The sequence below is a fragment of the Mesorhizobium sp. 1M-11 genome (assembly GCF_001303895.1).
GTDB lineage: Bacteria > Pseudomonadota > Alphaproteobacteria > Rhizobiales > Rhizobiaceae > Mesorhizobium.
The window spans coordinates 1-19,992 of sequence record NZ_LJSD01000037.1 but is presented as its reverse complement, the minus strand read 5'-3'; the positions used below and the strand labels follow the sequence as shown (position 1 = coordinate 19,992).

The 19,992-nt window shown below is 60.4% G+C and carries 22 protein-coding genes; 17 read left to right on the top strand and 5 right to left on the bottom strand.

Annotated features, from left to right (window positions below; all coding sequences use genetic code 11):
• Window positions 1–86: 86 nt before the first annotated feature.
• The 4 genes from tpiA (at window position 87) to AO692_RS15045 (ending at window position 2,413) form a co-directional block, all read left to right on the top strand.
• Window positions 87–854: a triose-phosphate isomerase gene (tpiA, locus tag AO692_RS15060; RefSeq protein WP_054310869.1), complete on the top strand. Its 768-nt coding sequence runs from the start codon at window positions 87–89 to the stop codon at window positions 852–854.
• A 141-nt stretch (window positions 855–995) separates the two neighbouring features.
• A complete protein-coding gene (secG, locus tag AO692_RS15055) occupies window positions 996–1,475 on the top strand; it encodes a preprotein translocase subunit SecG (RefSeq protein ID WP_054310868.1) in 480 nt (159 codons plus the stop codon).
• A 169-nt stretch (window positions 1,476–1,644) separates the two neighbouring features.
• Window positions 1,645–2,028, top strand: a complete 384-nt coding sequence (locus tag AO692_RS15050) for a rhodanese-like domain-containing protein (RefSeq protein ID WP_054310867.1) — start codon at window positions 1,645–1,647, stop codon at window positions 2,026–2,028.
• A gap of 106 nt (window positions 2,029–2,134) precedes the next feature.
• The gene (locus tag AO692_RS15045) at window positions 2,135–2,413 is read left to right on the top strand and encodes a DUF1905 domain-containing protein (protein ID WP_054310866.1); all 279 of its coding nucleotides are present in this window, start codon (window positions 2,135–2,137) and stop codon (window positions 2,411–2,413) included.
• A 63-nt stretch (window positions 2,414–2,476) separates the two neighbouring features.
• Here the strand turns inward: AO692_RS15045 and plsY are convergent, their stop codons facing one another.
• On the bottom strand, window positions 2,477–3,154 hold the full coding sequence (gene plsY / locus AO692_RS15040) for a glycerol-3-phosphate 1-O-acyltransferase PlsY (RefSeq protein WP_054310865.1): 678 nt from the start codon (window positions 3,152–3,154) through the stop codon (window positions 2,477–2,479).
• Window positions 3,155–3,289: 135 nt separating this feature from the next.
• Complete coding sequence (locus tag AO692_RS15035; RefSeq protein ID WP_054310864.1) at window positions 3,290–3,949, bottom strand: DNA alkylation repair protein; 660 nt, start codon at window positions 3,947–3,949, stop codon at window positions 3,290–3,292.
• Window positions 3,950–4,240: 291 nt separating this feature from the next.
• Here AO692_RS15035 and AO692_RS15030 point away from each other — a divergent pair, with 291 nt between their 5' ends.
• The 3 genes from AO692_RS15030 (at window position 4,241) to AO692_RS15020 (ending at window position 7,696) form a co-directional block, all read left to right on the top strand.
• Window positions 4,241–5,365, top strand: a complete 1,125-nt coding sequence (locus tag AO692_RS15030; protein WP_054310863.1) for a L,D-transpeptidase — start codon at window positions 4,241–4,243, stop codon at window positions 5,363–5,365.
• Window positions 5,366–5,504: 139 nt separating this feature from the next.
• Window positions 5,505–7,142, top strand: a complete 1,638-nt coding sequence (locus AO692_RS15025) for a CTP synthase (protein ID WP_152979848.1) — start codon at window positions 5,505–5,507, stop codon at window positions 7,140–7,142.
• A 14-nt stretch (window positions 7,143–7,156) separates the two neighbouring features.
• Window positions 7,157–7,696: a DUF1697 domain-containing protein gene (locus AO692_RS15020; protein WP_054310861.1), complete on the top strand. Its 540-nt coding sequence runs from the start codon at window positions 7,157–7,159 to the stop codon at window positions 7,694–7,696.
• 62 nt (window positions 7,697–7,758) lie between these two features.
• On the opposite strand, the gene AO692_RS15015 is transcribed toward AO692_RS15020, so the two are convergent.
• A complete protein-coding gene (locus tag AO692_RS15015) occupies window positions 7,759–9,207 on the bottom strand; it encodes an NCS1 family nucleobase:cation symporter-1 (RefSeq protein ID WP_054310860.1) in 1,449 nt (482 codons plus the stop codon).
• Between the two features lie 278 nt (window positions 9,208–9,485).
• On the opposite strand from AO692_RS15015, the gene AO692_RS15010 reads away from it, so the two are divergent.
• From AO692_RS15010 to AO692_RS15000, 3 genes are all read left to right on the top strand, one after another.
• Window positions 9,486–10,388: a VOC family protein gene (locus tag AO692_RS15010; RefSeq protein ID WP_244483370.1), complete on the top strand. Its 903-nt coding sequence runs from the start codon at window positions 9,486–9,488 to the stop codon at window positions 10,386–10,388.
• Window positions 10,385–11,218 carry a 3-deoxy-8-phosphooctulonate synthase gene (gene kdsA, locus AO692_RS15005; RefSeq protein WP_054310859.1) on the top strand — a complete coding sequence of 278 codons (834 nt, stop codon included), beginning with the start codon at window positions 10,385–10,387 and terminating at the stop codon, window positions 11,216–11,218. Before AO692_RS15010 ends, kdsA begins: the two co-directional genes overlap by 4 nt.
• Before the next feature lie 94 nt (window positions 11,219–11,312).
• Window positions 11,313–11,516 carry a dodecin family protein gene (locus AO692_RS15000; protein ID WP_054310858.1) on the top strand — a complete coding sequence of 68 codons (204 nt, stop codon included), beginning with the start codon at window positions 11,313–11,315 and terminating at the stop codon, window positions 11,514–11,516.
• A 264-nt stretch (window positions 11,517–11,780) separates the two neighbouring features.
• On the opposite strand, the gene AO692_RS14995 is transcribed toward AO692_RS15000, so the two are convergent.
• Window positions 11,781–12,200, bottom strand: a complete 420-nt coding sequence (locus AO692_RS14995; RefSeq protein WP_054310857.1) for a carboxymuconolactone decarboxylase family protein — start codon at window positions 12,198–12,200, stop codon at window positions 11,781–11,783.
• On the bottom strand, window positions 12,136–12,564 hold the full coding sequence (locus AO692_RS14990; RefSeq protein WP_054310856.1) for a MerR family transcriptional regulator: 429 nt from the start codon (window positions 12,562–12,564) through the stop codon (window positions 12,136–12,138). The genes AO692_RS14995 and AO692_RS14990 overlap by 65 nt, the downstream gene beginning before the upstream one ends.
• Before the next feature lie 187 nt (window positions 12,565–12,751).
• Here AO692_RS14990 and AO692_RS14985 point away from each other — a divergent pair, with 187 nt between their 5' ends.
• From AO692_RS14985 to AO692_RS14955, 7 genes are all read left to right on the top strand, one after another.
• Window positions 12,752–13,741 carry a 2OG-Fe(II) oxygenase family protein gene (locus AO692_RS14985; RefSeq protein ID WP_054310855.1) on the top strand — a complete coding sequence of 330 codons (990 nt, stop codon included), beginning with the start codon at window positions 12,752–12,754 and terminating at the stop codon, window positions 13,739–13,741.
• Window positions 13,742–13,862: 121 nt separating this feature from the next.
• A complete protein-coding gene (gene eno / locus AO692_RS14980; protein ID WP_054310854.1) occupies window positions 13,863–15,137 on the top strand; it encodes a phosphopyruvate hydratase in 1,275 nt (424 codons plus the stop codon).
• A gap of 56 nt (window positions 15,138–15,193) precedes the next feature.
• Entirely contained in the window at window positions 15,194–15,589 is a 396-nt protein-coding gene (locus tag AO692_RS14975; RefSeq protein WP_054310853.1) for a DUF6636 domain-containing protein, read from the top strand.
• Between the two features lie 128 nt (window positions 15,590–15,717).
• Window positions 15,718–16,041 carry a septum formation initiator family protein gene (locus AO692_RS14970; protein WP_054310852.1) on the top strand — a complete coding sequence of 108 codons (324 nt, stop codon included), beginning with the start codon at window positions 15,718–15,720 and terminating at the stop codon, window positions 16,039–16,041.
• A gap of 271 nt (window positions 16,042–16,312) precedes the next feature.
• Window positions 16,313–17,353, top strand: coding sequence for a pyruvate dehydrogenase (acetyl-transferring) E1 component subunit alpha (gene pdhA / locus AO692_RS14965; protein ID WP_054310851.1), 1,041 nt, complete (start codon window positions 16,313–16,315; stop codon window positions 17,351–17,353).
• Between the two features lie 15 nt (window positions 17,354–17,368).
• A complete protein-coding gene (locus AO692_RS14960) occupies window positions 17,369–18,754 on the top strand; it encodes a pyruvate dehydrogenase complex E1 component subunit beta (protein ID WP_054310850.1) in 1,386 nt (461 codons plus the stop codon).
• Window positions 18,755–18,772: 18 nt separating this feature from the next.
• On the top strand, window positions 18,773–19,992 hold a 1,220-nt coding region (locus AO692_RS14955), incomplete at its 3' end, for a pyruvate dehydrogenase complex dihydrolipoamide acetyltransferase (protein ID WP_054310849.1).

Genomic DNA, 19,992 nt, shown 5'->3' with positions numbered 1-19,992 from the left:
AATAGCGTCCTTCAAGCCTACTGTCGATTGCTTTGTGGTCTGTTTTTGATAGGGAAGGCCCGACAGAACGATCGGAGAACCGCAGAATGACGCCAGACATACGTCCCCTCGTGGCAGGCAACTGGAAGATGAACGGAACCGGCGCTTCGCTTGGCGAACTGCGTTCAATCGGCCATGGCTTCATGGGCGCCCTCAACGCGAAAGCGGATGCGCTAGTCTGTGTCCCGGCGACCCTGCTGTCGCGCGCCGCAGAAGTGCTCGCGGGCACGCCAGTCAAGGCTGGCGGCGAGGACTGTCACGCCAAGGAGAGTGGCGCGCACACTGGTGACATCTCGGCGGAGATGCTGAAGGACGCCGGCGCCAGCCACGTCATCGTCGGTCATTCCGAGCGTCGCACCGACCATGGCGAGGACGATGCGGCTGTCCATGCCAAGGCGCAAGCCGCCTGGCGCGCCGGGATCGTCGCCATCATCTGCATCGGCGAGACCCGGGAACAGCGTGAGCAGGGCGCTACGCTCGACGTTCTGTCGCGCCAGATCGCCGGTTCGGTGCCCGCAAATGCGACAGCCGTCAGCACGGTCCTGGCCTATGAGCCGGTCTGGGCGATCGGCACCGGTTTGACGCCGACCACCGCCGATGTGGCGCAAGCACATGCGCATATCCGCGCCAAACTCGCCGAAAAACTCGGGGCTGCAGAAGCGGGCAAGGTCCGCATTCTATATGGCGGTTCGGTCAAGCCATCCAATGCAGTCGAGTTGTTGGGTGTCGCCAATGTCGACGGCGCGCTGGTCGGTGGCGCCAGCTTGAAGGCGACCGATTTTCTCAGCATCGCCGAGGCCTATCTCAGCCTTTGAGGGCAGGGGCGGCGGTTGCAATGACAACCCCGCTCCCCATATTCGGGTGCCGGGCTTGGAAATGCCACGAAAGCATTGTATGAGCCGCCACCTGTTCACCGGTCGCCACTGGTGTCCGCGCCAGTTTTGCCAAGGTAGACAATGCAAACCGTCCTGATCGTCATCCATCTCATGATCGTGCTCGCGCTTGTCGGCGTGGTGCTTCTGCAACGCTCGGAAGGTGGCGGCCTCGGCATCGGCGGCGGTTCCGGATTCATGACCGCACGTGGTGCCGCCAATGCGTTGACCCGTGCAACCGCGATCCTGGCGGCGGCGTTTTTCGCTACTTCGCTGATCCTGTCGATCGTTGCCCGCTATAGCCCGGGCGCAACGGATTTCCTTGATCGCGCACCAGCTTCGCAGTCGCAGACCGGCGGCAAGGGTGTGCTCGACCAGCTTCCAGGCAATGTGACGCCGGCTGCTCCGGCTGGCAACCAGACCCCGCCTTCGGGTGATGCTGCGACCAAGCCGCAATCGACGCAGCCTGCGGCACCCGCCAACGGCACCGCTGCTCCTGCGGCCAACGGCACGACGGCTCCGGCAACGCAGCAACCTGCCCAGCCGCAGGTTCCAAACCAGTAGGCTCTCCGCCTCGTAACTCCTACTCACGAGCGCCCGCCAGACACACCGGTCTGGCGGGCGTTTTATTTGGTAGCGACTGTCCACGAGGCGTAAGCCTTTCGAGCATCTATCCGCGGCCTCCGGGGTTCATTAGGCTTTCCTGAGATCAGGGAGACGGAAGGAGACAGAGATGCCGAGCAACGTCAAAGACATGATGGCGGCCGCGAATGCGGTGGTGCCGAAGATCACGGCGGATGAAGCCCGAAAATTGATTGCCGGCGAAAATGCCCTGGTCGTCGACGTACGCGACGCTCCCGAAGTTCAGGCCAGCGGCAAGGTGAAGGGCGCCATCAACATCTCCCGCGGCATGCTGGAATTCCGCGCAGATGCGGACACGCCCTACCACAATGCCGAGCTGCGTAAAGATCGCCCGGTCATCCTCTATTGCGCCTCCGGTGGCCGCTCGGCGTTGAGCGGCAAGCTGCTCAAGGATATGGGCTACCAGAAGGTCTATAACCTCGGCGGCTTCAAGGATTGGGCCGAAAACGGCGGCGAAACCGAACCGGCCAATTAAGTCGAGGCGGCAGGCCTCCGCGCAATTCGTTACCGGAAAATCTGTCCACCGTGTCGGAATGACTGTCCATGCTGCGTCCTTGATGAGATCATTCAGGAGACGAAAGATGGCAGAATTTCTCGACGCATCCTTTGACGCGCAGATATTGAAAAGCCCGGCTGCGGGCGGCTGGACCTACGTCATCTGGCCATATTCGGCCGAATTCTTTGGAACGAGAGGGCTGGTGAAGGTTCGTGCAGCCGTTGACGGTGTCGCGTTCCAGAGTTCCTTCATGGCGCTTGGCGATGGCAATCACAAACTGCCACTCAAGGCAGATCTGCTGAAGATGATCGGCAAGCGCGCCGGCGACCGGGTTTCGATCACCCTCACCGAGCGCTTGAAGTAAAGAATTGCCAATGGCAGCGGACGGGCCTGCCCCGTCATAATGAGAGCCACTTTTACAAATCTACTAGGCCGCTTTCGGTCCCGAGCCACTCTGCCCCAGCCGCGGTTCCGACCCGGAAAAAAGCCGGAGGATATTGGCGCGATGACGCACAATCACGTACATGCCCCCCGCGATCACCAGCAATCGGTAGGGCAGCGGTAGCTCGAAACAGAAGACGAGTACGACTGCAGTCAATGCGGCCAATATCGAGCTGAGGGAAACGATCCGAAAAATAGCCAGAACGACGCTCCAAACAGCCAAGGCGCCTAGACCCACGGGCAGAGATATCGCCAACAAGACACCAAGTCCCGTGGCGGCGGATTTCCCACCTGTAAAGTTCAACCAGATCGAACGTCCATGCCCCAACAGCACCGCCAGTCCCGATAAGCACACAGCCCATGGCAACAAGGCGTGGACATCAATTGCTGTCGATGACGGGAAGGGCGCTTGCGGAAGGAGCCAGGCGTAAAACCAGCGGGCAAAGACGATTGCAGCCACACCCTTCAACACATCTATGAGAAGAACCACCAACGCTGGCCATTTGCCCAGAGTTCGCAGCACGTTGGTTGCCCCGGTGGATTTGGAGCCATGCTCCCGGATATCGAGACCCCGAAGCAGTTGACCCGCCAGGTATCCTGTGGGGATGGAACCAAGGAGATAAGCGATAACCAATCCAATGGCATTTCCCAACCAAAATGCCATGGAACCTCCGATCGAGGATACCGTCATGATGCGTTGACTAGACGGTCCTTCCGCCAGCATCAAGTCAAATGCCTAACTCACAAAGTGATTGCGCTTGACGCAAAGTCGCCAGCAAACAAGGGAAACTCGGCTAAGTCAGCCCTCATGGCGCCGCACCATCTCGGCAATCCAGATGGGGGCGTATGGGGGCGTGCAGCCGGGCGAGGCAGGATAGTCGATCAAAACCTTGAGCTTCTCGCCGATACCGATGGCGCGGACACGATGCCTAGGCTGACGGATGCCAATTTCGGCAAGGCAATGATTCATCGACCACTGCTTGGGTCCGGGCGCGTCCTTCATCTCCTGCTCGATCTGGTCGAGCAGGCCGACGATGTTCAATCCATCGTCATTTTTGATCACGCGGTCGGTCGTCAGACTCCAGCCAGCCCGCCCGACCAGATCCGTATCGTCTTTCCAGCTCAGCCGCAGCTCTTCCGCATGCTTACCGGGCTTGACGAGATTGACAACGAACCAGTCCAGAAGCTTTGGCGCGTGAATGTGGCGGATCATCGAGTCGAGTTCTTTGGCAGAGAAGGCTTTTGGCCTCGCAATCAATGTTGCCAATAGTTGCGCAGCCGTATTGCCTGTAGCCCAAAGCTCTTTTGCCAGCTCGTTCTGGACCTTCAGCCGCTTGGCGATCCCGCGCAAGGCAGACAGGTTGACGCCGTGATCGTCGCCGCGCTCCTCATTGGCTGCCCGCATTTTCGGGTTTTCCAGAGCAGCGAGTTCGGCCATGACATCGGCAATTGTGGACATGAAGATCCTCCATAATCGCCTTGGCGGGCACGGTTTCAACGATTGTCCCGTTTGGGCGCAATCGCCAAGCAAGTAACAGCCCCCAATGGCACAGTAACATTATTACCTGTTGTTCCTGGAACACAGTTGCTGCAAATGCGGTGCCATCACGAAGATTCGATCTTGCACCATGGCAAAGGCGCTTGAGCCGCCGCAGCCTATTCGATTATAGCGAAATTGCGGCAATTGGGGCGCCTTGAGGGCGCCGGCTGTTGCCGTGGGCAACACGATTCTTCTGGACGGAACTTCGCCATGCGGCTTCGCAGTTTCATTCTCGCCGGCCTTTGTGCCGCGCTCACCATCGGTGCGCCTGCCTATGCGGCGGCACCCGCCAACCCCAAGGCAACCAAAGCCGACACCGCCAAGACAAAGAGCGCGGCTGTCGAGCTGAAACAGCTCAAGAAGAAAAAGAAACCGACCGAGGCCGACCTCGCTCGCATCCAGGAGTTGGAAAAGCAGGTCAAGATCGAGCGCGAACTCGCCAAGGAAAAGGCGATCGAAGCACGCAAGATGGCGATGCGCGAAGCAGCGAGGGCCAAGGCTGAGGCTGCTCGCGAGGAATTTCTGGCCAAGAAGGGCCAGAAGCCGGTCATCCAGTCGGCGGAGCCCGCTGAAGATGCCAAGCAGGCCAAGAAACTGGCTAAGCTTGAGCTGGCCAAGCCGGTCGAGCCTGTTCCCGCAGTTGTTGAAGAGCCGCTCCCGGCCGAGGCCGTGGATGTTGTTGCGAACGGCAACAATGGTGAGTTGCGCAGCGAGCCACGTGCCGGTGAAGTCCGTCCGCGGACCAATACTGGCCTGTTCGCGGGACTTTTCGGCGGCAACTCCGGTTCATCCTCGATGGCCATGCTCCCGCAGACGCGTGCGCTGGACGCTGTCATGGACAAGAAGTCGGCCAAGAAGCCGTTCAAGGTGAAGCCCGAATACGAGCCGCAGGAAGTGACGTTCTCCGGCTATGAGCCTGGCACCATCGTCATCAATACGGCGGAACGCCGTCTCTATCTGGTCGAATCTTGGTCCACTGCCCGCCGTTATGCAATCGCGGTCGGCAAGGAAGGTCTGCAGTACAAGGGTGACACCACTGTCGGCGACAAGCAGGAATGGCCGCGGTGGATTCCGACCAAGGACATGCAGGAGCGCGAGCCGAAGAAGTACGGTCAGTACAAGGACGGCATGCCTGGTGGTGGCCAGAACCCGCTCGGCGCGCGCGCAATCTACCTTTATGACGGCAAGAAGGACACGCACCTGCGCATCCATGGCACCATTGCTCCGCAGACGATCGGCACCAGCTCGTCCAACGGCTGCTTCCGCATGATCAACGATCACGTCATCGAGCTGTACAATCGCGTCAAGATGGGCACCAAGGTCGTCGTCCTGTAACGTGATACGAACAATTGGCAAAAGGGCCGGCTCCAGCCGGCCCTTTTGTTTTGGCCATGACCGGCCTTGTTAGTACTTCCGGGAAAAACCACGCGCGGCGGTTTTTCCACTGGCGGAATCGATCAGGCCGCGCTAAGCGATGGTTCCCATGGCGCGATATGTATTCATCACCGGCGGCGTGGTTTCTTCCCTTGGAAAAGGCATAGCCGCAGCGGCTCTCGGAGCCCTGTTGCAGGCGCGCGGTTACCGCGCGCGCATCAAAAAACTCGATCCGTATCTCAACGTCGATCCCGGCACGATGTCGCCTTATCAACACGGCGAAGTGTTCGTGACCGACGACGGTGCCGAGACCGATCTCGATCTTGGCCATTATGAGCGTTTCACAGGGCGTTCGGCCAACCAGAACGACAACATCACCACCGGCCGCATCTACAAGAACATCATCGAGCGCGAACGGCGCGGCGATTACCTTGGCGCTACCGTGCAGGTCATTCCGCACGTCACCGACGAGATCAAGAATTTCGTCCTCGACGGCAATGACGACTACGACTTCGTGCTGTGCGAGATCGGCGGCACGGTGGGCGACATCGAAGCGATGCCGTTCCTGGAGGCTATCCGTCAGCTCGGCAACGACCTGCCGCGCAACAATGCCGTCTATGTGCATCTGACGCTGATGCCCTATATCCCGGCAGCTGGCGAGCTGAAGACCAAACCGACGCAGCACTCGGTCAAGGAACTGCGTTCCATCGGCATTGCGCCCGACATCCTGCTCGTGCGCGCCGATCGCGCGATCCCCAAGGAAGAGCGCCGCAAGCTGTCGCTGTTCTGCAATGTGCGCGAATCGGCCGTCATCCAGGCGCTGGACGTCGGACATATCTACGACGTGCCAATGGCCTATCACAACGAAGGGCTGGACACGGAAGTGCTCGCCGCCTTCGGGATCGAGCCGGCGCCGAAGCCGCGCATGGAGCCGTGGCAGGGTGTGGCGGAACGCATCCACAATCCGGAAGGCGAAGTCACCATCGCCATCGTCGGCAAATATACCGGCCTCAAGGACGCCTATAAGTCGCTGATCGAGGCGCTGTCGCATGGCGGTATGGCCAATCGCGTCAAGGTCAAGCTCGACTGGATCGAAAGCGAGGTCTTCGAGAAGGAGGACCCGGCGCCGTTCCTGGAAAAGGTGCATGGCATCCTGGTGCCTGGCGGCTTTGGGGAGCGGGGCTCGGAAGGCAAGATCCTGGCCGCCAAATTCGCCCGTGAGCGCAAGGTGCCGTATTTCGGCATTTGTTTTGGCATGCAGATGGCCTGTATCGAGGCGGCTCGTTCGCTTGCAGGCATCGAAAATGCCTCGTCGACGGAATTCGGTGCGACCAAGGAACCGGTCGTCGGCCTGATGACGGAGTGGTTGAAGGGCAACATGCTGGAGAAGCGGCAGGCGGCCGGCGATCTCGGCGGCACCATGCGGCTCGGCGCCTACGATTCACGGCTGGCATCCGGCTCCAAGATCGCCGCGATCTATGGCGATACGGAGATTTCCGAACGTCATCGCCATCGCTATGAGGTCAACATTGACTACAAGCAGCGGTTGGAAGATTGCGGGCTGGTCTTTGCGGGCATGTCTCCCGATGGCGTGCTGCCCGAGACGGTCGAATATCCAGACCATCCCTGGTTCATCGGCGTGCAGTACCATCCGGAGCTGAAGAGCCGTCCGCTGGATCCACATCCGCTGTTTGCTTCCTTCATCGAGGCAGCGGTCGAACAGAGCCGGATGGTATAAGGCAAGGCAGGGCGGTGCGGACCTATATTGCGCTGCTCTATTCCATTGTGCTGACGCCCCAGCGTCGCGTCGTGATGGCCGATCTCAAGGCCATGGCCGAGGGGCTGGGGTTCAGCAATACGCGCACGCTCGCCGCCAGCGGCAACCTGGTGTTCGACGCACCGGAAGTGCCGATAGGCGAACTGGAGAGCCGGCTGGAGGCTGCATTTCCTAGCGCCTTTGGTCGGCATGTCGACATCATTGTTCGCGATGCGGCCGCCTGGCCGGCATTTGCGGCAAGCAACCCATTTCCGAAAGAGTCCGCCGAGACGGCGGATCAGGTGGCTGTGCGTGTCATGCGCCAGCCGGTGCCGGAAGCTGCACTCGAGACGTTGAAGCCTTATGCGGCACCAGACGAAAAGATCGCGTTGGTGAATGGCGACATCTGGATCGTCTTTTCGCGCGAGAGGCCCAATTCGCGCCTGCTCACTGCTGTCGGCCACAAGCGGCTTGGTATCGGAACCTCGCGCAACTGGAACACGGTGCGCAAGCTGGCCGAGATGGTAAGAGCGTAGTTACGATCACTATTGGTTTGGAAGGACGGGGCGCGCCTTGCGAACGCGCCCCCGCAAATGCGTCAGGCCCTTGCCGGTACGCGGACCGAGGCGGAGCGCAGGATGTAGTAGAGGATGCTGGCGATCGCGACGCCGAAGAACCAGCCATAGACACCCCACCACGTCGGCAGCCAGTTGGTGAAATTGGGCAGGATCGACGAGAAAATGGCGCCGATGCCTGCGGCGACGAAGGCATTCACATGCCAGCCGTTCTGGAACCGGAACTCGCCGTCTTCGCGGTAAAGCGCATCGACGTCGACCTCGCCTTTGCGGATCAGGTAGTAATCCACCATCATCACACCGAAGATCGGACCCATGGTGGCGCCGATAATGCCCACAAAGGACGCCGCGCTGCCTTCCCAGGGCGCGAACGGGTAGAGCACAAGGGCAATCAAGGCCGCGATGTAGCCGCCTTTCTTGAAGTCGATCTGCTTCGGAAAGACATTGGCGAAGTCGAAGGCCGGTGAAACGAAATTCGCCACCACATTGATACCGAGCGTGGCCACAGCGAAGGTCAGTGCCGCCAGCAGCGCCAGGAACCAGCTGTCGAACTTGGCCGAGATCTGGTCGGGATGCAAAAGCACCTCGCCGTAGACATCGTATGCCGCGATGGTGGTTACACCGGCAACCAGCGAGAACAGGATGAGATTGACCGGCAGGCCCCAGATGTTGCCCTTGCGCAAGGCTGCCTTATCGGGCGCATAGCGAGCGAAGTCGCAGAAATTCAGATAAAGCGCCGAGAAATAGGTGACCCAGATGGCGGCGACGCCAAAAAGCGCCGTCCATGAGCCTGGATCGCCCGGAATGCCGGCGTCCTTGGTTTTTTCGCGCAACACATCCAGCGGGATGTCGCTCGTGAAGGCGAATTTACCCGACTTTACACAGAGATAGACGGCCAGGATCAGCATCATCACCCAAACCGCAGGCCCGGCCCAGTCCTGGAACCGACGCACCGTTTCCATGCCCTTCTGGATGATGAGCAGCTGCAGCGCCCAGATCACCACAAAACAGATCACCTCCAACGTCGAATGGCCGAGCATGTGGCTGTTCTGGTGGAATGCGAGCATGCTTTCGTTGCGGACAAGCAGCGCCACGATGGCGCCGGAAGCTGCGGCCGTCTGCGCGCCGTACCAGAAACAGGCGACTATGGCCCGCACCAGCGCCGGTATGTTGGCGCCCCAGATGCCGAAGGAAGCACGGGCGAGCACCGGGTAGGGCACGCCAGTCTTGACCCCGGCATAACCGACCATGTTCATCAGCGCATAGATGATGAGCGAGCCGATGCCGATGGCGACGATGAAATTGAAGAAGCCGCCACAGAACAGAAACAGGCTGGCGGCCAGATAATAGCCCCACAGGCTGTGGACGTCAGACGTCCACACGTTGAAGATAGAAAACGGTCCCCAGTTGCGAACCTTGGCAGGTGCCAGGTCCTCATTGTAGAGATTGGGTGACGCACCAGGTATGGTCATAGCAATTCCCCTCTGATGACCTTATTTTTTGGGCAGGAAGATTATGCCTGCCGTTGGGGAAGGGGAAGAAACCGATTTGCGGGTTTTCCCAAAAAAGATATTCAACAAGAAAAAGGCTTCTCGCCGGACGATTTAGCGGATCGGCCCAAAAAGGAAGTGAGTCGATATTCCGTGTGTCAACGGCGCATTTGTCTGCGAGCGTCACGCGGCTGACGCAGGATCGTGGCAGGGGACAGTGGCGCGCCTGAAGAGCCATTTTTCTTGAACCGGCAGCCGGAATGATGCACACCGCCGCCAACATGCAGCGACCAATCCATCCGCTTGATCATATCGTCTTGCCGACAGCCTCGCTCGAAAGTGCCGAGGCGCGTCTCACGGCGCTGGGGTTCACAGTGGCTCCGCGTGGCGTTCATCCATTCGGTACCGAAAACTGCTGCGTGTACCTTGCCGACGGTACTTTCCTGGAGCCGCTTGCGGTCGGCGATGCAGAAGTGGCGGCGCAGGCGATCATGGCCGGCAATGTCTTCGTTGCTCGGGATCATACCTATCGCGAGGATCATGGTGCCGAAGGGTTTTCAGCAATCGTCTTCGGTACAGAAGATGCCGACACCGATCACCGAGCCTATGTCGAGGCTGGCATTTCGGCGGGCGAAAAGCTCGATTTCTCACGTCCTTTCACCGATCGCTCCGGCAAGAGCGATACTGTTTCGTTCAGGCTTGCCTTCGCGTCCGGTCGTGACACCCCCGACGCCTTCGTCTTCACTTGCCAGAGGATCAATGCACCGAACGTGGATCGTGCGACCCTGCAAGTTCATGCCAATGGTGCAATTGCCATACGGTGCATCGCGGCTGTCAGCGACGATCCGGCTGGGCAGCAAGCTCTTCTGGCCAAGGCTGCTGGCGGCAGCCATGTGTCGGCTTTGCCAAATGGCCGGTTGGTGTTGCCAAACGCGGATGTGGCGGTGATGCGGCCGGAGGAACTGGAGACCGAGTTCGGGATTGCCGCCGGTGGGCGCACCGCACTTCGTTTCGTCGCTGTGATCTTTTCCGTGGCCGACCCTAGAGGGACCGAACGTCTGCTTGTTTCCGCCGGCATCACGCACCATCTGCGGGACGGCCGGCTTGTCGTGCCGCCCGCACCGGGCCAGGGTGCAGCCTTCATCTTCGAGGATGTGAAATGACCAAACCCAATGCCAAGGTGACTGTCGGCCAGACGTTGTTCGCCAATGATGCGCCGCTGTCGCTGATCGCCGGGCCATGCCAGTTCGAATCGCGCCAGCATGCCTTCGATATGGCGGGTGCGTTGAAAGAACTGACGGGAAAGCTGGGTATCGGCTTTGTCTACAAGTCCTCGTTCGACAAGGCCAATCGCAGTTCGCTGAGCAGCACACGTGGCGCCGGGCTGGAAGCAGCGTTGCCGGTCTTCTCGGACTTGCGCAGGGAACTTGGCGTGACGATCCTGACGGATATCCACACAGAAGAACAATGCGCGATCGTGGCGCCGCATGTCGACGTGCTGCAGGTCCCGGCATTCCTGTCGCGGCAGACCGATCTGCTCGTTGCCGCCGCCAGGACCGGCAAGGTCGTCAATGTGAAGAAGGGGCAATTCCTTGCTCCCTGGGACATGAAGAACGTGGTGACCAAGCTCACCGATTCAGGCAACCCGAACGTACTGGTGACGGAGCGCGGAGCCTCGTTCGGTTACAACACGCTGGTTTCCGACATGCGGGCCTTGCCGATCATGGCCGACATCGGCGCGCCGGTGATCTTCGATGCCACCCACTCCGTGCAACAGCCGGGTGGGCAAGGGGCCACTTCGGGCGGCGAGCGCCGCTTCGTGGAAACACTGGCGCGTGCGGCAGTGGCCGTGGGTGTGGCCGGGGTGTTCATCGAAACGCATGAAGACCCCGATAATTCGACATCGTCGGATGGACCCAACATGGTGCCGTTCAAGGACATGCCGGCGCTGCTGGAACGGCTGATGGCGTTCGACAAGGTGGCCAAAGCTTGATCGCAGGGAGAGCAGCGAGACTATCTTCGATTGCAGGGGGTGTTGCCCGGTTGTAGGCTCGCCGGGCAAATTGGCTCGTCGTCAGGAGTAGGACATGTCCGTCGCCCGCGTTACCGAGATCACCGCTTCCTCCAAGAAAAGCTTCCAGGATGCCATCGAGAAAGGCATCGAGCGCGCCGCCAAGACCCTCAAGAATGTCGAAGGTGCCTGGATCCAGGACCAGAAGATCGTGGTCGAGGGCGGCAAGATCGTTGCCTACCGCGTCAACATGAAGGTCACCTTCATTCTCGCGGACTAGGCATTGGACCAATCAGTGCGCAGCCGTCCGTATCCGGGGCGACGCGAACGATATGGTCGCCTGAGCAGTAGCGCCCCATGGCGTCGATAGCGATGCCGGCAGGAGGGGTGACCCCTTCAGCACGGTCGAGCGCATCCCGTCTTGAGTGATCCGCTCGACCGTGCCGTCCCCCCAATTTGATCCGTGGACCGCGCCATCAGAATGGGCGGCTATTCCGGTCGCGGAGAGAGCAAGAGCGCGCAGGTCAGGGAGCGAGAAGGTTGATCATGCCGTTTCCCCCTGATGGACGGGGAACCGGGCGGCGAAGACTTCCTTGGCCGCAAACAGCCCGTTGAGCGCCGCAGGAAAGCCGGCATAAACCGCCATCTGGATGATGGTTTCGGTGATTTCGGCCTTGGTCAACCCGACATTCAGTCCTGCCTCGATATGGATCTTCAGTTGCGGGGTCGCGGTTCCCATCGCCGTCAGCGCTGCGATGGTCGCGATCTCACGGGCGCGCAGATCGAGGCCGGGCCGGCTGTAAATGTCGCCAAACGAGAACTCGAACACATAGTTTGCGAAGTCGGGAGCAATGTCAGCCAGCGCGGCAATGACATTGTGGCCCGCTTCGCCGTCGATTTCAGCGAGCGCCCGCTTGCCGCGTTCCAGCCGGCTTTCGCTGATGTTCGGGGATTGATGCGTCATAGTCTTTCATCCTCTGTTCCACGCCGGCATATCCGGCGATCTTGTTGTCGAGGACTAGAAGGCAGGCTTGCAGTTTGGCCACATGTGCACGGACACGCTCGCGGTGCTGATCGAGCAACGCGCCGCGCTCTGCTTCCGTGTTGACGCCGCGCTCCCGCAAGGCTGCGTAACGCAGCATTTCCCGAATAGGCATCCCAGTCGTTTTGAGACGATCGAGAAATTCTATCCAGGTCAGGATCGATGCGTCGTAGTCACGTTGGCCCGATTGGTCCCTGTCGGCATGGGGAAGCAGCCCGATCCGCTCATAGTAGCGGATGGTGTAGGCAGACAGTCCCGAACGCTTCGCCAGCTCGCCAATCTTCATCAATGCCCTCGTTCGTCACGACGCACAGAAAGCTACGGGTTAGAGTACGCTCTAAGTCAAGGGCCTGGCTCATGCCGAATTTTGGGTTCACAGCCTGGTGCGGCTGGCTGGAACAACGCTTCGTCGTTGAAGCAACTCCCACGAAAGTTATGCTCACACTGGAACCAAAATCCGATGGGAGTGGAAAATGGTTGCGGCGTTTCCGGTTTTCGATCTTTCCCGTTTCGAACAGGCGGATGCCGCCGGCCGCAAGGCGCTCGGCCGTGAGGTTGATGCGATTTGCCGCGCGACAGGTTTCCTGGCAATCAGCGGGCATTCGGTGCCGCAGTTCGTGATTGACGGCGTGTGGTCAAAGGCGATGGCCTTCTTCGACCAGCCTCCCGAACTCAAGGACAGAGTGAGGGCGCCCTATCCGGGCTACCCCTATGGCTATCTCGGCCATGGGGCCGAAGCCTTGGCCAAATCCAAGGGTGCCGATACGCCGCCGGATCTCAAGGAGAGTTTCAACGGCGGTCCGCTTTCGGTTCCGGAAGGGCTGACCGATCCGCAGGCACTCGCATTCTGTTATGCTGAAACGATCTGGCCGGAGGCGCCCGACGGTTTTGCCGATGCCTGGAAGGCATACTACGCCGCGATGGAAGATCTTGCCGCACGCATCATGCGGGTCTTCGCGGTCGCGCTCGACTTGCCGGAAGACTATTTCCAGCCGATGATCGATCGGCCGATCAGCGCCTTGCGGGCGCTGAACTATCCTGAGACAGATACGCCGCCGCTTGCCGGTCAACTGCGTGCCGGCGCGCATACCGACTATGGCAGTCTGACCATCCTTTTGCCGCAGCCAGGCTCCGGTGGCTTGCAGATATTCACTCCGGAGGGCGATTGGCGTGAAGTGCCGCCCGTGGAAGGCGCCTTCGTCATCAACATCGGCGACCTGATGGCGCTTTGGACGAACGACCGCTGGGTGTCGACGCTGCACCGGGTCGTCAATCCGGACATTGGCGCGATGAAATCGTCGCGACGCCAGTCGCTCGCCTTCTTCCACCAACCAAACTGGCATCAGGAGATCTCGTGTATCGATACCTGTCTGGAGCCAGGGGAGGCGCCACGCTACCAGCCGGTCCAGTCCGGGCCCTACCTGATGGGCAAATTCAACGCGACGGTGAAGCCTGCCGCCTGAGAAAGGGCGAAAACTGGTCTTCTGTGCGTTGCGTTTCGCGAGGCTTTGGCTATTGAGTTTGCGCAGCGTCACCCCGCCGATGCACCTTGCGCATCGTCCCCATCCCAAGCAGGAGCCTCAAATGACCGCCATCATCGACATAGTTGGCCGTGAAATCCTCGACAGCCGCGGCAACCCGACAGTCGAGGTCGACGTCGTTCTCGAAGACGGCTCGATGGGTCGCGCCGCCGTGCCTTCCGGTGCCTCCACCGGCGCTCATGAAGCGGTTGAATTGCGGGACGGCGGTCCGCGATATCTCGGCAAGGGCGTGGAGCACGCTGTCGAGGCCGTCAATGGCGAGATATTCGAGGCGATCGGCGGCATGGAGGCCGAACACCAGATCCAGATCGACCAGACCATGATCGAACTGGACGGTACCGCCAACAAGAGCCGGCTCGGCGCCAACGCCATCCTCGGTGTTTCGCTGGCTGTCGCCAAGGCTGCGGCCGAGGCGTCCGGCCTGCCGCTCTATCGTTATGTCGGCGGCCCCAACGCCCGCGTATTGCCGGTACCGATGATGAACATCATCAACGGCGGCGCGCATGCCGACAATCCGATCGATTTCCAGGAATTCATGATCATGCCGGTCGGCGCGCCGACGCTGCGCGACGCCGTGCGCTGGGGCTCCGAAATCTTCCACACGCTGAAGAAAGGCCTCAAGGAGGCCGGCCACAACACCAATGTCGGCGATGAGGGCGGTTTCGCGCCGAACCTGAAGAGCGCTCCACTGGCACTCGACTTTGTCATGGCCTCCATCGAGAAGGCCGGCTTCAAGCCTGGCCAGGACGTCGCGCTGGCACTGGATTGCGCAGCGACCGAATTCTTCAAGGACGGCAACTATGTCTATGAAGGCGAGAAGAAGACCCGCGACCCCAAGGCACAGGCCAAGTATCTGGCCAAGCTCGCGGCGGACTATCCAATCATCTCGATCGAGGACGGCATGGCCGAAGACGACTGGGAAGGCTGGAAGTATCTGACCGACCTGATCGGCAAGAAGGTGCAACTGGTCGGCGACGATCTGTTCGTCACCAATTCGGCGCGTCTGCGTGACGGCATCAAGATGGGTGTCGCCAATTCGATCCTGGTCAAGGTCAATCAGATCGGTTCGCTGACCGAAACGCTGGAGGCCGTGGAGACCGCGCACAAGGCAAACTACACCGCCGTGATGTCGCACCGCTCCGGTGAGACGGAGGATTCCACGATCGCCGATCTCGCCGTTGCCACCAATTGCGGACAGATCAAGACCGGTTCGCTGTCGCGTTCCGACCGTATGGCGAAGTACAACCAGCTGATCCGGATCGAGGAAGAGCTCGGCAAGCAGGCTCGCTATGCCGGCACTTCGGTTCTCCGGGCCTGATGGCAGGACCGGACAGTGCCTATTGCCAGCGACTGACTGGAAAGGTCGGTCTCTGGATGATCATACTTACGAAGGCCGCCGTCTGTCAGACGGCGGCCTTTGCACAGGAGCCTCCAAAGGGTTTCCGTTCACCGACCGGCAATATCCAGTGCCTGTTCTACGACGTCTCATCGGTCCGCTGCAGCATCGCCACGGTTTCGAACCGATTGGCGCATCGGCCGGCCGACTGCGAGCTGGAATGGGGGCATGATTTTGGCCTCGAAGCGAGTTCGAAGGAAGGCGAGTACCTGTGCGTGGGCGATACCATCGCCGATGACTATCCGGTGTTGCCTTATGGAGAGAGTGCGCGCCATGGCGCCGTCACCTGCCGTTCTGCGCGCAAAGGTGTGACCTGCACCAATATCGAGGGCGCCGGTTTCGAATTGTCGCGCTCGCTGCAGCGTGTCTTTTGATAAAATCTCAGTGTCCGCGCCGTCCAGACGGAAGGGGCATTGCGGACGCCTATCACGGCATCCAGGCTGCCATCGTAACCCTCCATTAAGCACAATCGAGCGACAAGAGGTGGACGAGGAGTCGCGCCATGTGGACACGCCAGCATAAGCAGACAAATGCCGGACGGCTGATCGTGCCGACGCTCTGCGCTGTCGTTTTGAGCTATTTCGGCTACCATGCCTATCATGGCGCCTTCGGCATCAATTCAAGGGCCAGGCTCCAGGAGCAGGTCGCAAGCTTGCAGCAGCAGCTTGCGGTGGTGAAGGAGCGCCGCATGGAGATCGAGCAGCGTGTCAGGCTTCTGCATGACGGTTCGATCGAGAAAGATATGCTGGACGAGCAGGCGCGGCGGGCGCTGAATGTGACGAGCGCCAATGAAGTCGTCATCATGTTGCCGTCAAAAGCCAATTAACTCGATATCGGTTAATCGGCGTTATTTCCAATATTTCTAAGTGCTTACATGCATGCCAGCCATGCATTTTTCCGCATGGCGTAACGGCATCTTGCATGCTAGCCTTTTCCCAATCGGTGGGGAGACGCAAAACATCTCCCTGGAGCAATTCCAGCAAAAGTGCGCAACGGTTTTGCGTTCGGAATTGCGCAGAGCCGAAGAATTAGAGTGTTTTCCGTGAAAAACGCAAACACTCTAGGGTCCGCGAAGAGACGCCAACAGGGAGTGAAGCATGGCAACCGCCGCCAGAAAAGCGCCTGCCAAATCCAAATCCAACGGCAAATCGCCTAATTTGACACCCCCCAAACCTCTGGACTTCACCAAGGAGCAGGATCTCGCGGCTTACCGCCAGATGCTCCTGATGCGTCGCTTCGAGGAAAAAGCCGGCCAACTCTATGGCATGGGTTTCATCGGCGGCTTCTGCCATCTCTATATTGGTCAGGAGGCGGTCGTTACGGGCCTCAAGATGTCTCTCATCGATGGCGACCAAATGATAACCGCCTATCGCGATCACGCCCACATGCTGGCGATGGACATGAGCCCGCGCGGCGTGATGGCAGAGCTGACCGGACGCCGTGGGGGCTACTCCAAGGGCAAGGGCGGCTCGATGCACATGTTCTCCAAGGAGAAGAATTTCTACGGTGGCCACGGCATCGTCGGCGCTCAGGTGTCGCTGGGCACGGGACTGGCCTTTGCCAACCGATATCGCGGCAACAAGAATGTTTCGGTGACCTATTTCGGCGACGGTGCCGCAAACCAGGGGCAGGTCTATGAGAGCTTCAACATGGCCGCGCTCTGGAAGCTGCCGGTCATCTATGTGATCGAGAACAACCGTTACGCCATGGGCACCTCGGTGACGCGTTCGTCCGCCGAAACCGATTTCTCGCAGCGCGGCCTGTCGTTCCGCATCCCTGGCATTCAGGTCGACGGCATGGATGTGCGTGCGGTCAAGGCCGCGGGCGATCTCGCTACCGAATGGTGCCGCTCCGGCAACGGCCCGATCATCCTCGAGATGCAGACCTATCGCTATCGCGGTCACTCCATGTCGGATCCGGCGAAATACCGCACCAAGGAAGAGGTGCAGAAGATGCGCTCCGAGCATGACCCCATCGAGCAGGTCAAGGCACGTCTTGCGGCCAAGAAATGGGCGAGCGAGGACGATCTCAAGGCTATCGACAAGGAAGTGCGTGACATCGTTGCCGATGCCGCCGACTTCGCGCAGACCGATCCCGAGCCGGATGTTTCCGAGCTGTGGACGGACATTCTAGTATAAGGGGAGGGTGCGACCATGCCGATCGAAATTCTCATGCCCGCGCTCTCGCCGACCATGGAAGAGGGCAATCTGTCGAAATGGCTGAAGAACGAGGGTGACAAGGTTGCCCCGGGCGACGTCATTGCCGAGATCGAGACCGACAAGGCGACCATGGAAGTGGAAGCCGTAGACGAAGGTACGCTTGGAAAGATCCTGATCGCCGCCGGTTCGGAAGGCGTCAAGGTCAACACGCCGATAGCGGTCCTTTTGCAGGAAGGCGAAAGCGCCGGCGATATCGGGAAGGCTGCCGCTCCGGCGAAGACCGAGGCGCCTGCCGCTGCAGAGCCCGCGCCGGCTGAAAAGCCTGCCGCCGCTGCTCCCGTAGCCGCCGCCCCCAAGTCCGAAGTGGCCGCCGATCCCGATGTTCCGGCCGGGACCGAAATGGTCTCGACCACCGTGCGCGAAGCGTTGCGCGACGCCATGGCCGAGGAAATGCGCCGCGACGCGGATGTCTTCGTCATGGGCGAGGAAGTCGCCGAGTACCAGGGTGCCTACAAGATCACCCAGGGCCTGCTGCAGGAATTCGGCCCGCAACGCGTCGTCGATACGCCGATCACCGAGCATGGTTTTGCCGGCGTCGGTGTCGGTGCCGCCATGACCGGCCTGAAGCCGATCGTCGAGTTCATGACCTTCAACTTCGCTATGCAGGCGATCGACCAGATCGTCAATTCGGCGGCGAAGACGCTTTATATGTCCGGTGGCCAGATGGGCGCTCCGATCGTGTTCCGTGGCCCGAACGGCGCGGCAGCCCGCGTTGCGGCGCAGCACAGCCAGGACTATGGTGCCTGGTACAGCCACATTCCCGGCCTCAAGGTCGTGCAGCCCTACAGCGCGGCTGACGCGAAAGGCCTGCTCAAAGCGGCGATCCGCGATCCGAACCCGGTCATCTTCCTCGAAAACGAGATCCTCTACGGCCACTCCTTCGATGTGCCGAAGCTGGATGATTTTGTTCTGCCCATCGGCAAGGCACGCATCCACAAGGCCGGCAAGGATGTCACCATCGTCTCGTGGGGCATTGGCATGACCTATGCGGTCAAGGCCGAGGCGGAACTTGCGAAGCTGGGGATAGATGCCGAAATCATCGATCTGAGGACCATCCGGCCGATGGACCTCGACACGATCATCGCCTCGGTGAAGAAGACCAATCGTCTGGTCACGGTGGAAGAGGGCTTCCCGCAGTCCTCGGTCGGCGATTTCATCGCCAACCAGGTATCGCGCCAGGCTTTCGACTATCTCGATGCGCCGGTCATCACCATCGCTGGCAAGGATGTGCCGATGCCTTACGCGGCCAACCTTGAAAAGCTGGCGCTGCCCAATGTCGCGGAAGTGATCGAGGCGGTGAAAGCCGTCACCTATCGCTGATCTGGCCGGGAGGACAACATGCCGATCAACATTACCATGCCGGCCCTCTCGCCAACCATGGAAGAGGGCAATCTCGCCAAATGGCTGGTCAAGGAAGGCGATAAGGTTTCGCCGGGAGACGTGATCGCGGAAATCGAGACCGACAAGGCGACAATGGAAGTCGAGGCGGTTGACGAAGGCACCGTCGCCAAGCTGATCGTCCCGGCCGGCACCGAAGGCGTCAAGGTCAATGCCGTGATCGCCGTTCTGGCTGCCGAAGGTGAGGATGCAAACGCTGCCGCCAAGGGCGGCGAAGCTGCGCCTACCAAAGCAGAGACTCCCAAGGCCGAAGCAAAGGCGGAGGCCCCTAAAGCTGAAGCAGCAAAGGCTGAGCCTGCCGCAGCACCTGCTGCGCCGAAACCGGCCGGTAATGGAGCTGCGCCGGCCGCCGGCGAACGGACCTTCGCTTCGCCGCTTGCCCGCCGCATCGCCAAGGATGCCGGCGTCGATGTCGCGGGCATCACCGGTTCCGGCCCGCATGGTCGTGTGGTGAAGGCGGATGTCGAGGCGGCGATTGCCGGTGGTGGCGTGGCGAAGGCTGCTCCAGCTGCGGCGCCTGCCGCTGCTCCGGCTGCTGCACCTGCTGCCAAGCCGATGTCGGACGAGGCGGTGCTCAAACTGTTCGAAGAGGGCTCCTACGACCTTGTTCCGCACGACAATATGCGCAAGACCATCGCCCGGCGTCTGGTCGAGGCAAAGTCGACCATCCCGCATTTCTACCTGACCTTGGATTGCGAGCTGGACGCACTTTTGAAGCTGCGCTCCGAGCTCAATGCCGCTGCGCCGATGAAGAAGACCGAAAAGGGCGATGTCCCAGCCTACAAGCTCTCGGTCAACGACATGATCATCAAGGCGATGGCCCAGGCACTGGTCGCCGTGCCGGATGCCAATGCGTCGTGGACGGAAACGGCCATGGTCAAGCACAAGCACGCCGATGTCGGGGTGGCGGTATCGATCCCGGGCGGGCTGATCACGCCGATCGTGAGGAAGGCCGACCAGAAGACGCTGTCGGTGATCTCCAACGAGATGAAGGACCTCGCCAAGCGCGCCCGCGATCGCAAGCTGAAGCCGGAAGAGTATCAGGGCGGCACCACGGCGGTGTCGAACCTTGGCATGTTCGGCATCAAGGACTTCGCCGCCGTCATCAACCCGCCGCATGCGACGATCCTGGCAGTGGGTGCAGGCGAGGAGCGCGCGGT